We start from the raw sequence: 15,507 nt of genomic DNA on the forward strand, positions 1-15,507 counted from the left end.
CTTCCTTTTACTTTATTTCGTTAAAATTACACATATTTATGGTGAAGCTTTTTAAAAAATATGACAATATGACATAATTTTTACAAGTCTGAAAAAAATCATCTACAATACTTCCAAATTTCATAATAAGTGAGTCCAACATGGATGCAAATAAACAAAAGTCATTAGACTTGGCTATGAAGCAGATAGACAAAGCTTTTGGTAAAGGTGCGTTAATGCGCCTTGGTGATAAAGACATTGAACCTATACAGTCGATCTCTACAGGGTCGTTAGGGCTTGATCTTGCACTCGGTATCAATGGTGTGCCACAGGGAAGAGTTGTTGAAGTTTATGGGCCGGAGAGTTCAGGGAAAACGACACTGGCACTACAGATTACGGCAGAGTGTCAAAAACAGGGAGGCGTTTGTGCCTTTATTGATGCGGAACATGCACTTGATGTTATTTATGCGAAGAATCTTGGAGTAGATATTGACAATCTATTGGTTTCACAGCCTGATTACGGTGAGCAGGCGCTTGATATCGTTGAAACAGTTGCAAGAAGCGGTGCAGTTGATTTGATAGTGATTGACTCTGTTGCGGCATTGACACCAAAAGTAGAACTTGAAGGTGAAATGAACGATCAACAGGTCGGTGTTCAGGCTCGTTTGATGTCAAAAGCACTCCGTAAACTTACAGGAGTGCTTAGTAAGATGAACTGTACGGTTATTTTCATTAACCAGATTCGTATGAAAATAGGGATGATGGGGTACGGATCACCTGAAACTACAACAGGTGGAAATGCATTGAAGTTCTATGCATCTGTTCGTATCGATGTACGACGTATCGCTTCGCTTAAACAGGGTGAGAGTCAGATCGGTAACCGTGTAAAAGCGAAAGTCATTAAAAATAAGGTAGCGCCGCCGTTCCGCCAAGCAGAGTTTGACATCATGTTTGGCGAAGGAATCTCTAAAGAAGGTGAGCTTGTTGACTATGGTGTAAAGCTTGATATAATTGATAAAAGCGGAGCATGGTTTAGCTATGGTGAGACAAAACTGGGTCAGGGACGTGAAAATGTCAAAGCGAAGTTCAAAGAAGAACCGGAACTCGCACGTGAGATAGAAGATAAAATTCGTGAAGCAATGGGAATGAGTTCGCTGATGACAATGGATACTTCAGAAATAGCCGAAACTGACGTATAAACAAAGTTTTAATCAAATTTAGCTAAAATATCGCAATTTATTTAATAAGGCAGATATATGTTTATAGATAACGTAAGTGCAATAGAAGTAATGGATTCTCGCGGAAATCCAACAGTAAAAGCTACAGTTACTTTAAGTGACGGAACATCAGCGAGTGCTATTGTTCCTTCTGGAGCAAGTACAGGAAAGCGTGAAGCTTTGGAACTTCGTGACGGCGGTGAGCGCTATATGGGCAAAGGCGTGCTACAGGCTGTTGAAAATGTCAACAGTGTTATTTCCGATGCACTCATTGGTATGAGCCCATTCAATCAAGCCGTAGTCGATGCTGTCATGAAAGAGATTGACGGTACTGAGAACTATGGAAAACTGGGTGCCAATGCAGTACTTGGCGTTTCTATGGCAGTAGCTCGTGCAGCAGCTCAAAGTCTTGGTGTGCCGCTTTATCGTTACCTTGGCGGTGCGAATGCTATGGTTATGCCGACACCGATGTTAAATATCATTAACGGTGGAAGCCATGCTGACAATTCGGTAGATTTTCAAGAGTATATGATTATGCCGGTAGGCTTTGAAGATTTCACTGACTCTTTAAGAGCATCTGCAGAGGTCTATCATAATCTTAAAAAGATTTTGGCAGAGCAGGGTCACATGACAGCACTTGGAGATGAAGGTGGTTTTGCACCAAATCTTTCATCAAATGAAGAGCCTATCCAAGTTATTATGCAGGCAATCGAAAAGGCCGGATACAAAGCGGGTGAAGAGATTGCAATTGCTCTTGATGTTGCAGCATCTGAATTGGTCACTGAGGGCGGATACAGACTCGATAGTGAAAACCGTACAGTAACAAGTGAAGAACTAGTCGCTTATTATGAAGAACTGTGCGCTAAATATCCTATTGTTTCTATAGAAGACGGTCTTGGTGAAGATGACTGGGACGGTTTTAAACTGATGACTGAAAGACTTGGTGATAAGATTCAGATTGTCGGTGATGATCTTTTCGTTACTAATGCAAATATCTTAAATGAGGGCATTCAAAAAGGGATTGCCAATGCGATTCTTATCAAGCCAAACCAAATCGGCTCTGTAAGTGAAACCATGCTTACTGTGCGTCTTGCACAAAGAAATGGTTATAAATGTGTTATGAGTCACCGTTCAGGTGAGAGTGAAGACGCATTTATCGCTGATTTTGCCGTCGCTCTTAACTGTGGTGAGATCAAAACAGGTTCAACTGCAAGAAGTGAAAGAATTGCTAAATACAATCGTCTTTTAGAGATTGAAAATGAAATCGTTTATGGTGAGTACTTGGGATCGGCTCTTTTTAACTAAGAGAATTCATGCAAAACGAAGAACTTTATGAAGAAATTGATACTGAGGAGAGCATAACACAGAGATATCTGGGGCTCTCTCTTGGAAAGTTTTTTCTTCTGGTCTCTTTTATAGTTGTATTGGGTATTTATCTTGGTGTTTTGCTTTACGGTACAAACTCTTTGGAAGTACTGTTTGGATTGGATGATTATGAAAATTATCTCCAGGACGAAGTTGTAAGACTCAAAAATGAAAATGCCGAACTGCAGCGTGAGTATTTTGAGCTCAAAGAGATTTCTGCACAATAAACCTATAAATTCGCTATAATGTTTAGAAAAAATCAGGTGTTTGCATGATACGACTCTTCTTTCTTCTGCTTCTAATTCCTATGACACTCTTTTGCCGTGAAAATCCTTTTTTCCCAGTTGACTCGGCGCAGGATATTCCATTAACCACAAATCAGACACCAAAGATAGAGCCTCTTAGGCGTGCGACAATGACGCTTTCTTCAACTGCAAGAGTCTTAGAGAGTGTAACAGTTACCTATAAAAATCTTGATGGCTCAATTGCAACAAAAAAAATAGAGTTGGGAAATGCAATAGACTGGCATCTGCCTATTTTTATCTCTCAAAATTACGGTTCGTCACCGGAAATTCCAAAAATAAAGAAAAAGCAGACAGCGAAGAAAGCTGTTTTGACGGAGAAGTTTACTAAGATTGCTTCGTTGCCGTTCATTACTTTTTACGCTGATGCGAAGAAGTTGAAAGTAGTTACAAAAGATAAACTTCTTCGTAGTTTTTTACTTGTTAAACCGCATCGTATCGTGTGTGATTTTAAACGTGAGACAGACATACGAAGTTATGTGAAAAGTATCAAAAAACCTTCACTATTTAAAAAGATACGAGTCGGAACGCATAAAGGGTACTACCGTGTCGTAATTGAGCTTGATGGGTACTATCAGTATAAAGTGAAAAAGATACAAAATGGATATCTTTTTACATTGTTATAAAATAGAAATTTAATTACAAAGGCACATATTATGAAATATTTACTTCTCTTCTCTTTACTAATTCAAGGGGTTTTTACAAATGCGTTCGCTGCACAAGAAAAACATTACTCAGCGAGTGTTGTACCGAAGAATATGTCCGTTGCTGAGAAAAAAAAGAGATTTTTCGCTCTTTTAGTTCCGGCAGTGGAAGATGTGCACAAAGAGCTTGAAGCACAATACCAACAAGTACAAAAAGACATCAAAGAGCATAAGAATCCAGAGAAAATTGCAGCACTGAAAAAGAGATACAATGCAAAAACAGATAAGGAACTGCTTATAAAAATAAGGCCGCATCCTATGAGCATTGCATTAGCGCAAGCTGCTATGGAGAGTGCATGGGGAACATCACGATTTTTTCGTCAGGCAAATAACATCTTTGGCGTTTGGAGTACGAGTTCAAAACAAAAACGAATAGCCGCAGGTGAAAAACGAGGTAAGAAAACTATATGGGTAAGAAAGTTCGATAACCTTGATGAAGCAATCAGACAATACTATTTTATGCTCTCAACGGCACCGAGGTATAAAAATTTTAAAAAGATGAGCTATGAAGGCAAGCCGGTTTCAGAGATTATTAAAGGATTGAAGTATTACTCGGAACGAGGAGATGCCTACGTCAAAGAACTCGGCAGTATGATTCGTTACAACAAGCTTACGAAATATGATACTAAAGTAGCAAAATAAGCTCTATAACCTGCTATAATTGCGCTCATGAATGAAATTAAAAATTATATAAAATCTCATGAGATGAGTGAGATGCACCCCTCTGAAATTGCCACTATTTTGCGTGGCATGGATGATGAGAAATTTTCAAAAGCTATCAAGCTTGTTCCAAAAAAACTTGTAGGGGATGTAGCGCTCGCACTTCCAGATAGATATTTTGATGATGTCGTTGAAAATCTCAGTGTCGATGAACTCTCCCAAGCAGTTTCAGAACTTGAGTCAGATGACCAAGTAGAGTTTATGCAGGAACTTGAAGATGTCGATGAAAACGTCGCATCAAAAGTTTTTGAAACACTTGATGAAGATGATAAAAAAGAGATTACACAACTTCAAAAATATAATGAGAATGAAGCCGGTGCTTATATGCAGCTGGAGGTCTTTACGGCTCATGCAGATGAGATCGTTCAGGATGTCATAAAACGATTTGCCCGTCTTCGAAAAGAGAATGAACTCGAAAATGTCCAAAATCTTTTTATCGTTGATAATCATCATAAACTTCTCTACTCTGTAGGTCTTGATGATCTGCTCATTTTTGACTTTTCAAAGACAATCGAAGAGAATATAAAAGAGAGTGATGAATCTTTTGAGCCCATTAAGGCTTATGATAAAGAAGATATCAAAGTAGTAGTTGAACGCTTTAAACAATATGATGTTTCCGTTATGCCTGTTGTTAATGAACATGGTATTTTACGCGGACGTATAACTTCGGATGATATCTATGATATAATTAATGAACATGCAACAGAACAGATGTATAATCTTGCTGGTGTTGATGACGAAGCCGAAGATGATGAAGATGTTTTAAAAGCCGGTAGAAAGCGTGCTTATTGGCTTGGTATCAATCTTTTAACTGCCATTGCAGCTTCTTTGGTAATCGGGCTATTTGAAGATACTATCAACTCTATGGTAGCACTTGCAGTACTGATGCCGATTGTTGCATCTATGGGAGGTAATGCCGGAACGCAGACACTGACCGTTGTCGTTCGTCAGCTCGCTCTTGGCGAGATATCCAATGGTGATGCATGGCGTAGTATTAAAAAAGAGGTCGCTATCTCTTTGATGAACGGTTTTTTATTCGCAGTTGTGATGGGTATTATCGCGTATTTGTGGTTTAAGATGCCGATGCTCGGGGTGGTTATAGGTCTTTCGATGATTATAAATCTGCTTATGGCAGGTTTCTTTGGTGCTATGATTCCCTTAGCGCTCAAATGGCTTAAAATCGATCCGGCTATCGGTAGTACAGTCATCTTAACGACGGTAACAGATGTTGTAGGATTCTTCTCTTTCCTATGGCTCGCTAAAATTATACTTTTATAAGGATGTGTAAAACTTGGAACTTTTAATACTATTTTTTCTTTTATCGGTAGGTGTTTCTTTTATCTGCTCTGTTTTAGAGTCAGTGCTGCTTTCAATCAATATGTCTTATGTGGCGGTATTGGAAAAAGAGAAACCGTCTGTGGGTGCTCTTTTACGTCTGCAAAAAGAAAATATCAATAAGTCCATCGCATCCATCTTGATCTTAAACACTATTGCAAATACACTAGGTGCAGCTGCTGTCGGTGCTCAGGCATCGGAAGTATTTGGTAATGATGCCGTTGTCATTGTCTCTGTTGTATTGACTTTTGCTATTTTATTTCTTTCAGAGATTATTCCAAAAACGATCGGCGCAATCTACTGGAAGCAGTTGGCACCGCTTGCAGCCTATTTTATTCGCATCTTCATCTGGTTGACATATCCTATTATTTTAACGACACTGGCTGTAACAGATAAGATCTCAAAAGGCAAAGATGATGCAAATACACTCACAAAAGAAGAACTTTTAGAGAGTATGCTTATGAGTGAAGATGAAGGTGTCATTGATGAAAAAGAGTCAGACGTCATTGAAAACATGCTCAATCTTGATAATATAAAAGTCTCTGAAGTCCTCACACCGAGAAGTGTTGTTTTTGCACTCGATGAAAACATGAGCGTCAAAGAGGTTATAGCCAAAGAAGAGTCTATATTTAAATTCTCACGTATTCCTGTTTACAATGAAAGTATAGAAGATGTAACAGGGCTTGTCTTGACAAAGAAACTCTTTCATCAGGCGCTTACAGATGATACGGTCTCACTAAAATCTGTCAAAAAAGATATCTTTGCCATCAATGAAAATGTGCCGGTCAGTAAAGCACTTGATCTCTTCATTGCTAAAAAAGAGCATATGTTCTTGGTGAAAGACAACTATGATCAGACTGAGGGAATATTGACGTTAGAAGATTGTGTTGAAACAATCTTGGGTGTTGAGATCATGGATGAAAGCGACACGACGGCAGATATGCGTGAGCTTGCAAAGCGAAAGATGAAGCTCAAGCGTAAACTCGAAGAGAGGAAAGCCAATCAGAAGGCTTAAGCCCGCTGCCTACATTCCCGGAATTCTAGGAATCTTTCCGAGTTTTGAATTTCTACAATAAAATCCCCAGGCTTTTTTCATCCAGTGCCCTATAAAAGGCATTGGAAACATAAAAGCACGTTTCTCATCTCTATAGACAAATGCCGCTCCGTCGCCGCTGTCCATAACACATAATATATTGAGATGTTCATTGTATCCTTTAAAGTTATTGCCGCCATTGTCGCGTTGTTCAATGTTGTGTGCACAGTTTTTTGCCATAACCTCTGCGATGTGTCCCTGTTTTGCACGCCATTCATAACCTTCAAGAGCAGCAACATCACCGATAGCGTAGATGTTACTCATAGAGCCGTCTTCATTTAAAACACAGGAATAATCATCGGTTTTTACAAAGCCTGCTTCATTTTGCGGCAGATCGGAATTTTTGATGACTGCATGGCCGTTTCCTGCGGGAATGAACATTGTCAAATCAGATTCGAGTCTGCTGTCATCTTCAAAAACAACACCATCATCTTCAAATTTTGTTATTTTCTTGCCAAAATGTTTATGTATGCCTAGTTTTGAAAAGAAAACATCCATCATTTTCAGTGCCTGCGGTCCCATTCTTTTGCCGGGTTCCGCCATAGGTGCAAAAAATGTCAGTTCAAAATTATCGCGGATACCTTTCTTTTTAAGCATATTATGGACATTGAAAAGCAGTTCAAAACCCGGACCGCCACGAACAGCAGAGGTATCTTTTGGATTGCCGCCAAAGCCCATAGCAATCTTGCCGCTTCCTTTCTCTACAAGTCTGTCAAGTGCATCTCGAATTTCCAAAGACTGTTCCGGTGCTCCACAGATGGAAAGTGTATGCTCAACGCCTTGAGGCTTCATTTTTGAAGCACCAATGGCAATGATAAGGTAGTCATAGTCATCAATAACTTTACCGCTGGTAAAAGCAACACTATTATTTGCTTTAGAGATACTCTCAACACTGTCAACAATGACTTTAAATCCATGTGCTCTTTGAAACTCATCTAAATTGACACAGACATCTTGAAATTCACTTTCATGAGTCGGTATCCAAATAGAAGTAGGGTAGATATAAAAGTAGTCTCTGTCACTCACAAGTGTTACATCATACCCCATCTTTTGAAGATGTGTTGCAGCATCAACACCGGCAAATCCACCACCTAGAACAAGCACTTTTTTCATTGGAGCTCCCTATATTATTCAAATTTATAAATAATATTACACTAATTGATGTTAAAAATACATTAAGAGGCTAGTTTTATCGTCAGTTTTATTTTTTATTGATAAAGTAAACGGCTAGCATGCTGATAGCACCGCCGATGATGATATGGGGTTGCATAGGCTCATCTAAAATCAGCCATGCAGAAAACAAAGCGAAGAGTGGCACGAGGAACATATAAGAACTTGTTTTTTCACTGCCGAGCCTGCCGCTTGAGATAAAGAAGATTGTTGTGGCGATCGTTTGTCCAAAAACAGCAAGATAGATCATGGCTGTCCAGAATGCTGCACCTTGGTGAAATACCGCTCCCAGATCTGAATCTTTTGCATAGAGGAATGTGAAGAGAGTTGCGATGAGTGAGATAGCAAAACTGTAGTGAATAGGATGAATGTGCTTTTGCGAGTGTTGCGAGAGAACAGTTACGCCGGCCCAGATAAGTGCACAAAGCAAAAAGTAGAGGTTCGAAGAGTTTAAAAAGAGTGAAAAGTCATTGAGTTGCAGGAGAATATAGCCGCCGATTAGACCGAGTAAAAGACCGAAGTATTGTCTTGTTTCAAGTCTGTTTCGAAATAAAACGGCTACAAGCAAAAATGTCATAATCGGGCTGAAAGTTGTGATGATGACACTGCCGCCTCCGGCATAACCATACTTGACGCCGTAAAAAGATGAAATCATAAAAGAGACATTTAAAACAGAGCTGCCGAGAATATATTTCAAAGAGTGCAGATCAAGCTTAAAAGGTATTTTGAAATAGATGATGATGGGGATAAAGGCAAGACTCATCAAAAAAAATCGCCAGAAGATGATGACATCCATAGGGAGATTATAGGTAAGAATCTTGAGTGCCGTCCATCCGCCGCCCCAAAAGAACATGGCAAGAAGCATAAGATAGGAAAAGTGTCTCTCTTGCATATTTCTCACAGCAACTCTCTTTGTATCCAGTGTGAAAGTACATAAAGTCCCCAAATATGCTGTTTAAAACTTCCCTGAGAAGCTGATTTTAGATAAAGTTCAAGCTCATCTTTTTTGAACATTCCTGTTTGTTGGTTAACCTCTTGAATGAGCGATATCTTTCCGGAATTGATGAGATACTCCATATAAGGATTGGAAAATCCTTTTTTCTTTCGCGTTAGTATTTCGTTAGGCAGTTTGTTAGCTAACAGCTCTTTGAGAAGGGCTTTTGTTTTGCCCTCTTTATAACGCAGAACAGGATCGATGCTAAAGACGAGCTCTGCGAGTTTATGATCTAAAAAAGGGGTGCGTGATTCGATTGCGTGAGCCATGCTGACACGATCGAGTTTTGTCAAAAAGTGCTCCGCCTGAAAGAGGTTGATGTCGATGTAGCTGTACCAGATGGACTCATCAGTGTGCGCTGAGTTTTCAAAACGCTGACGGTAGGGGGAGAGATATTGCAGTGATTCGTTGTCACGGACATTTCTTCGCAGCAGCAGATTTTTTTGCAGATCGGTAAATTTGTCACCGCTTGTGCGAAAGAGCAGTGTTTCATCAAAGACACGTTTGTACCACTCCCACTCTCTGTTTTTGGAAAAGTTTGAACGAAAGTATTTTTTGAGCCAATTTTTATGCATCAGATTCTTAGCGTTTTCAATGTCCAGGTATTCGAAGTATTGACGGTATCCCAAAAAGAGCTCATCGCTGCCTTCTCCGCTCATAACCACTTTGTAGCCGTCATCCTTTATGGCGTCAAAAAGCAGATAGAGTGGTACGGCAGCGGGGTCGTTGAGTGGTTCATCAAGTGAAGCAAATACTTGCTCTGTCGCTTGGATAAAACTGTTTTGATCTATCTCTACGGTTCTGTTGTCAATACCAAGCAGTTGGGCACTTTTGGCTGCATTGTTACGTTCATCGTATTTTGCAAACTCCTTATAGCCCAAAGTGTATGTCTGTAGGTTCTTTTCCTGTTCTTTGGCATAGTAGTTGATAGCAGCGCTGTCGATGCCTCCCGAGAGCAGAGCGGCCATCGGTGCTTCACTACGTAGACGCAGATCGATGGACTCTTTTAAAAGCTTTTCCAGTTTTTTTAAAGCTTCCTCTTTGTCGGTTATGCGTGATGGCTGTGTATTGAGCAGGTCATAATAACGCTTTGTTGTTATTTTCCCGTTTTCATGTCTCAGGTACTCTCCGGCTGCAAGTTTTTGGATGCCTTTGTAAAACGTATGCGGCGGTGTGGGTGCCAAAAATGAAAGATAGCTCAGCAGTGCATCATTGTTCATCGCTTTTTTTGCTAAAAAGGGTGTAAGTCCCTTTATCTCCGAAGCGAAGATGAATGCCTCTTTTGTCTGCATATAAAAAAGCGGTTTTTTCCCAAGCCTGTCACGAAAGAGGTAGAGCTTCTTACCATCGAGCAGGGCAATGGCAAACATTCCACGGAGATGCTTGACAAAATCAACGCCCCATTTGAGATAAGCGGCAATGATGACCTCAGAATCGCTCTGTGTTTTAAAATCAAAATCAAAATCCAACTCCTCACGCAGCTCTTGAAAGTTATATATCTCACCATTGAAAGAGAGGAGAATTTTTTCATGCTGAAGCGGTTGGTGCGCTCTTGCGTGAGCATCGGTGATGCTGAGCCTCTGATGGGCAAAAAAGAGCTGCCTGTTTTGTTCTATGCCGCAGTGATCTGGCCCTCGGTGTGCAAGACGCGAAAGGGCATACTTTGCCTGCTGCTCATCATACTCGCCGATGATTCCAAATATGGCACACATTACTTGAAAAATCCTACTGTGATGTCGCCGTCGAGATAGCCCTCACGCAGACGCATATCTGCAACACTAAGTTCGGAAGCTATCTTTTGCAGAGACTCCTGTGTGAGATAATTATATGTTGCTGAGTTGTTCTCTCCATACAAAATATTGAAAATAAAGGCTTTTTTTGATGCCTTGAAGCAGTTTTGCATAAACTGTATCGTCTCAAAAGGGGTAAGAACGTTCATCGCGCCGCTGCAGATAACATAATCACTAACAGGAAGTTCACTGTTAGTTATATCTTGAGAGAAGATATCTTGAGAAGTCCGCTGCTTAGCAATGGTGCACATCGCATCTATAGAATCGATACCAATGTATTGTTTCGGTTTATTTGCAGCATTTTGCAGGTAGAGATAAAAATCTCCAAAGCCACAGCCTGCATCGGTGAGTGTAAACGTTTCAAGGTTATCAGGAAGCAGTTCACAGATAGTCTCAAAACGAATCTGTTGATGAGCATAACTGAGCCAGCAGACACCTGCGGGAGTGATACCGTGTTTTTTTATGGCGTTTTTGTAAAAAGCTTCACTGTCAATACGCGGCAATACTTACTCCTCTTTTAGTGCTGATATTATATAATAATTCAAAGGAAAAATATTATGAAAATTGCAGTAGTTGGTCTTGGTGGTGTTGGTGGATATTTAGCGGCTTGCTTTGCAAAAGCTGGATTTGATGTGACGGGTTTTGCGCGTGGAGAGCATCTACAGGCGATTCAAAGAGATGGGTTGAAGATCATTGAAGATGAGAATGAATGGAGCGTTCATCTCAAAGCACAAGAGCTGCGTGAGGCAGAAACTCTTTTTGATATTGTCATTTTCTGCGTGAAGAGCTATGATATTGCCGAGTCATATAGACAAATAGCGTCTTGCGTGAGCGAGAAGACGATTCTTATCTCGTTTTCAAACGGCGTGAACAATGGCGATATCCTGTGTGAGCTGTCAAAAGCCAAGGTACTTGAAGGTGCTGTTTATATCCTTTCATATATAGAAAAGCCGGGAGTTGTTCGTAAAAAAGGGAAGGTCTTTGCAGCTATTTTTGGCGGCGAGAAAGCATCGACCGAAACTTTAGCAGCACTCTTTGAAAAGAGTGGACTTCGATACAAAACCCCCGAAGATATAAAAACAGCTCTGTGGAAGAAGTATATCTTTATTTCTGCATTTGCAACGCTTACCTCTTACTATGACAAGCCAATAGCCGTTGTTTATAAAGAGCATAGAGACGAGGCGGAAGAGTTGCTGCGTGAGATAGCGGCTGTCGCAAAAGAGCAGGGTGTCAACATTGATGATGAGGTGCAAAAGGCGCTTGAGACTGCTTCAAAACTGCCAGAGGATGCTTCAACCTCTATGCATCTCGATTTTCAAAACGGCAAAAGAGTGGAGCTTGAAAGCTTAAGCGGATTGATTGCCAAAAGTGATAAAGCACCCTTAATGTTGCGTATGTATAATGCCTTAAAAAAGAGAGAGTAGAGCAATGAAAAAAGAGCAAATAGTTTTAGGCGGCGGCTGTTTTTGGTGCATCGAGGCGGTCTATAGAAATGTTAAAGGTATGATTTCCGTGGTTAGTGCCTACACGGGCGGTGCACGGGCTAATCCGACCTATGAGAATGTCTGTTCCGGTGCTACGGGACATGCAGAGGTCGTTGATATCACATACGATGCAGATGTTATCTCTCTTGCAGAGATATTGGACATCTTTTTTGTCATTCATGATCCGACAACGCTCAACCAACAGGGTGCAGATAAAGGAACACAGTACCGTTCGGTAATCTACTACGAAAATGAAGAGCAGAAAAAGGTTATAGAAGAATCAATCGCAAAACATCAAAATGGTTTTGCCGATACGATCGTTACCGAGGTGAGTCCGCTTGGAGAGGTTTACCCTGCGGAGCCGTATCATCAAAATTATTACAATCTCAATGCACAGCAGGGGTACTGTCAGGTCGTCATCGCACCGAAACTGCAGAAGTTTATGATGACCTTTCCTGAAAAACTCGGTTAATCCAACTCTTTGAGGATACAGGGAATATCATCTTCCTTGCGCATCTCCTCAAAACTTTCAAACTCCTCATCCATTGTCTGAGCGAAGTTCTCTATGGTTTCGTTAAGTTTCTCCTGTGCCTGGGTTACCAGTTTTTGCTGCTCTTCTTCAACGTTTTTAAATTTTTGCATTGTTTGGAGATAGAACTCTTTGTCATCGGTAAGAAGAAGGATCTCATCTTTGTTCACCCATTTTCTGACAATTTTTCCATCGATCTTAAATTCAAAAATGACATTGTCACTATTTTTCTTCGTGATGAATTTCGGTACTTTAAAACCTATAAACTGTGTAGGATGGGTATCCATTTTTTTCTTTATGACATAATACATACTATTATTATACGATAATATGTTAAACTTTTTAATAAATGTTGAGGAGTGGCGAATGGATCACATATATGAACTGGCTATTGTCGGAGCAGGACCTGCTGGAATTGCAACGGCTGTTGAGAGTTATTTGCAGGGTATTCGAGATATCGTTTTGTTGGAAAAAGATGAAAATCATAACTCGACGATACGAAAGTATTATAAAGACAATAAACGTGTCGATGTGGAGTGGAAAGGTCAAAAGGTCGAACTTGACGGTAATATCTACTTTATAGACGGGACGAAAGAGACTACTCTGGACTTTTTTGATGAGATTCTATCCAAGCATTCCGTTGAACTGCAGACACATGTTGAAGTGACAGGAATCGAAAAAAAAGACGGCTATTTTGAAGTGCATATGGCAGGCAAGAGCATTAAGGCAAAATATGTTGTTGTTACCATAGGACGCATGGGAAAACCGAATAAACCAAGCTATAAGATACCTCCTGCCATTCGTAAAAAAGTGAACTACACGACAGATGAATGCGGTAGTGGCGAGAAGATACTTGTTGTCGGCGGCGGTGATAGTGCTGTTGAGTATGCGGTTGATTTGAGTGCAAACAATGATGTAGCTATTTGCTACAGACGTGAAACATTCCGTCGTGCAAATCCGACAAACCAGAGAGATATTGCCAATGCAATTGCCCATAATGAAGTACGCCCGATTTTAGGTGTCAATATTGACGGTCTTGAAGCGACCGAAGATGGGAAAATAAAAGTACTCTTCAATGAAATTGAGCCGGAAGTTTTTGACAGAGTCATCTATGCCATCGGAGGAACAACACCTTCTGCATTTCTGGCGAGTTCGGGCATTCAAGAAGCAGATGGGAAACCGGTTCATGATGAGCATTATGAGACAAATATTCCAGGACTGTTCGTTGCCGGTGACATTACGCAAGAAAGCGGCGGGAGTATTGCTCTTGGACTCAACCATGGCTATGCCATAGCCTGTCGCATCAACAACCTTTGCTAGGCTCTGTGTGAGATGACTCCCTCGGGAGTCTGCAGTGAGAGCTCTATCTCAGCTTCGAGATACTCTGAGAGTGTCAGCGGCTCGGAGTTTGTATCTTCAAAAGCGGCTATCTTTGCGCCGTTGATTATATTGTCAATGAGCGGCTTTGTCGCAATATCTTCATAATATCCACGGACTTCATCATCAACAATAATTTTGAGTGTCATAACAACAGATTCCTGCAGTGGCGGATACTGTTTTAAAAGAGCATCCTTGTCTATAAGGTTTCTGGCCTGAAAAACTTCATTTATCGACTCATGTGCTAGTTGAATTAGAAACGGACGGCTCACGCGAGGGCCTTTTGTTCTTTTTTTGTTTTGTAGACATTGATGAGTTTTATCATGATCATAACGGAAATGACCTGAAAGAGCGCAGCAAGAATGAAAGCGTAGTAGTGAAGCTTATCAATGGAGTTTGCGCTGTATGCTAAAGTAGCCATCGCAATAAGAAGCGTCAGCGGCATGGAATGAGAAAGCCCCAATAAAATCGTATCTGTAATCCCCAGGTCTTTTATGAAGACCAAAGAGGCAAAGAGACGCATTAAGATCATGACAACGGTAATGAGCAGTGCTTTTTCAATCAAACCGCTGATAAACAGAGCATCAAGATCAAATGAACTGCCGATATGGATAAAAAAGATAGGAATCAAAAGTCCAAAACCAAAAGAGCCGAGCTTTTCCGGAAGATCATGTTTATGCTCAAAGAATGTCGGAATGAATATGCCCGCTAAAAAAGCACCAAAAGCAAGTTCGAGATGCAGATAGAGCATAGCGCCGACAAGCAGAAAAAAGATTCCCATGGAAAGACGGATATCCTGTTCCTGATTATCCTCATGGGGCATAAGGGCAGTGGAGACCTTTGGAAACCACCAAAAGATAAGCTCCATTGCGCGAAAGAGCAGAAACATAAACAAAATAAAAGCGATCAAAGCCATGATGCTTTGGAATAGTCCAAGACCTATGCCTGATTTCAAAGTAGCCGATGTTATGGTCAAGATGACGATACTCACGACTTCACCAATACCACCGACGGTCATAGAGAGTGTTATCCAAGGGGTTTTTCCATACTCTTTTGCCAAAGAGGCAACAAGACCAACCGAGATAAGCGGCAGCAATACCATAAAGATCTTGCCAAGATGAAACTGCATCGAAAAGGCGATGGAAAAAGCGTATAAGAAGAAGAGATAGAGCGCTACTTTTTTGATGGTATGAACAGGAGTTTTGAGAACATTTTTCAGGTTGATTTCTGTTCCTGCGATGAACATAAGGTATAAAAAACCAAGTTCCGCAACGATATTAAAAAGATGCTCGTCATGTAAAAAACCGACATAACCAAGCAGTGAGCCTAGAATAATCTCGATAGGAGTTGTGGGCAGTTTGACACTCTTTGCAATAAAAGGCGAGAACATAATGATAAGCGATATCGTCGTAATGAGAAGGATGTTATCGCTTAGTGTATGACTCATA

17 protein-coding genes are annotated in these 15,507 nt (G+C 40.6%); 10 read left to right on the top strand and 7 right to left on the bottom strand.

Annotation, left to right across the window (positions count from 1 at the left end):
• Window positions 1-140 precede the first annotated feature (140 nt).
• From recA to FM071_RS00545, 7 genes are read left to right on the top strand one after another with little or no spacing between them, the layout of a single operon-like run.
• A complete protein-coding gene (recA, locus tag FM071_RS00515) occupies window positions 141-1,178 on the top strand; it encodes a recombinase RecA (protein WP_193111061.1) in 1,038 nt (345 codons plus the stop codon).
• Between the two features lie 57 nt (window positions 1,179-1,235).
• A complete protein-coding gene (eno, locus tag FM071_RS00520) occupies window positions 1,236-2,501 on the top strand; it encodes a phosphopyruvate hydratase (RefSeq protein WP_193111063.1) in 1,266 nt (421 codons plus the stop codon).
• Between the two features lie 8 nt (window positions 2,502-2,509).
• Window positions 2,510-2,788, top strand: a complete 279-nt coding sequence (locus tag FM071_RS00525; RefSeq protein ID WP_193111064.1) for a hypothetical protein — start codon at window positions 2,510-2,512, stop codon at window positions 2,786-2,788.
• A 44-nt stretch (window positions 2,789-2,832) separates the two neighbouring features.
• The gene (locus tag FM071_RS00530) at window positions 2,833-3,489 is read left to right on the top strand and encodes an AMIN domain-containing protein (protein ID WP_193111066.1); all 657 of its coding nucleotides are present in this window, start codon (window positions 2,833-2,835) and stop codon (window positions 3,487-3,489) included.
• Between the two features lie 30 nt (window positions 3,490-3,519).
• The gene (locus FM071_RS00535) at window positions 3,520-4,209 is read left to right on the top strand and encodes a glucosaminidase domain-containing protein (protein ID WP_193111068.1); all 690 of its coding nucleotides are present in this window, start codon (window positions 3,520-3,522) and stop codon (window positions 4,207-4,209) included.
• A gap of 27 nt (window positions 4,210-4,236) precedes the next feature.
• The gene (mgtE, locus tag FM071_RS00540) at window positions 4,237-5,565 is read left to right on the top strand and encodes a magnesium transporter (RefSeq protein WP_193111070.1); all 1,329 of its coding nucleotides are present in this window, start codon (window positions 4,237-4,239) and stop codon (window positions 5,563-5,565) included.
• Window positions 5,566-5,578: 13 nt separating this feature from the next.
• On the top strand, window positions 5,579-6,637 hold the full coding sequence (locus FM071_RS00545; RefSeq protein ID WP_193111071.1) for a CNNM domain-containing protein: 1,059 nt from the start codon (window positions 5,579-5,581) through the stop codon (window positions 6,635-6,637).
• A 9-nt stretch (window positions 6,638-6,646) separates the two neighbouring features.
• On the opposite strand, the gene FM071_RS00550 is transcribed toward FM071_RS00545, so the two are convergent.
• The 4 genes from FM071_RS00550 to FM071_RS00565 all read right to left on the bottom strand — a co-directional run bounded on the left by FM071_RS00550 (window position 6,647) and on the right by FM071_RS00565 (window position 11,172).
• A complete protein-coding gene (locus FM071_RS00550) occupies window positions 6,647-7,828 on the bottom strand; it encodes an NAD(P)/FAD-dependent oxidoreductase (RefSeq protein WP_193111073.1) in 1,182 nt (393 codons plus the stop codon).
• An 88-nt stretch (window positions 7,829-7,916) separates the two neighbouring features.
• Window positions 7,917-8,777: a DMT family transporter gene (locus tag FM071_RS00555; RefSeq protein WP_193111982.1), complete on the bottom strand. Its 861-nt coding sequence runs from the start codon at window positions 8,775-8,777 to the stop codon at window positions 7,917-7,919.
• A 5-nt stretch (window positions 8,778-8,782) separates the two neighbouring features.
• Complete coding sequence (gene asnB, locus FM071_RS00560) at window positions 8,783-10,591, bottom strand: asparagine synthase (glutamine-hydrolyzing) (protein WP_193111075.1); 1,809 nt, start codon at window positions 10,589-10,591, stop codon at window positions 8,783-8,785.
• Complete coding sequence (locus FM071_RS00565; protein WP_193111077.1) at window positions 10,591-11,172, bottom strand: class I SAM-dependent methyltransferase; 582 nt, start codon at window positions 11,170-11,172, stop codon at window positions 10,591-10,593. Before FM071_RS00565 ends, asnB begins: the two co-directional genes overlap by 1 nt.
• A gap of 54 nt (window positions 11,173-11,226) precedes the next feature.
• Between FM071_RS00565 and FM071_RS00570 the strand changes: the two genes are divergently transcribed.
• Both FM071_RS00570 and msrA read left to right on the top strand, forming a co-directional pair.
• Window positions 11,227-12,093, top strand: a complete 867-nt coding sequence (locus FM071_RS00570) for a ketopantoate reductase family protein (protein ID WP_193111078.1) — start codon at window positions 11,227-11,229, stop codon at window positions 12,091-12,093.
• 4 nt (window positions 12,094-12,097) lie between these two features.
• A complete protein-coding gene (msrA, locus tag FM071_RS00575) occupies window positions 12,098-12,625 on the top strand; it encodes a peptide-methionine (S)-S-oxide reductase MsrA (RefSeq protein WP_193111080.1) in 528 nt (175 codons plus the stop codon).
• Here the strand turns inward: msrA and FM071_RS00580 are convergent.
• Window positions 12,622-12,993 (bottom strand): hypothetical protein, encoded by a 372-nt coding sequence (locus FM071_RS00580; protein ID WP_193111082.1) that lies wholly within the window; start codon window positions 12,991-12,993, stop codon window positions 12,622-12,624. The two genes, msrA and FM071_RS00580, sit on opposite strands and share 4 nt — an antisense overlap.
• A 55-nt stretch (window positions 12,994-13,048) precedes the next feature.
• On the opposite strand from FM071_RS00580, the gene FM071_RS00585 reads away from it, so the two are divergent.
• Complete coding sequence (locus tag FM071_RS00585) at window positions 13,049-14,002, top strand: NAD(P)-binding domain-containing protein (protein ID WP_193111083.1); 954 nt, start codon at window positions 13,049-13,051, stop codon at window positions 14,000-14,002.
• Here the strand turns inward: FM071_RS00585 and FM071_RS00590 are convergent.
• Window positions 13,999-14,331: an AMMECR1 domain-containing protein gene (locus FM071_RS00590; RefSeq protein ID WP_193111085.1), complete on the bottom strand. Its 333-nt coding sequence runs from the start codon at window positions 14,329-14,331 to the stop codon at window positions 13,999-14,001. The two genes, FM071_RS00585 and FM071_RS00590, sit on opposite strands and share 4 nt — an antisense overlap.
• Window positions 14,328-15,506, bottom strand: coding sequence for a cation:proton antiporter (locus tag FM071_RS00595; RefSeq protein WP_193111087.1), 1,179 nt, complete (start codon window positions 15,504-15,506; stop codon window positions 14,328-14,330). The genes FM071_RS00590 and FM071_RS00595 overlap by 4 nt, the downstream gene beginning before the upstream one ends.
• Between the last annotated feature and the right edge of the window lies 1 nt (window position 15,507).

The sequence above is a fragment of the Sulfurimonas paralvinellae genome (genome assembly GCF_014905135.1).
GTDB lineage: Bacteria > Campylobacterota > Campylobacteria > Campylobacterales > Sulfurimonadaceae > Sulfurimonas > Sulfurimonas paralvinellae.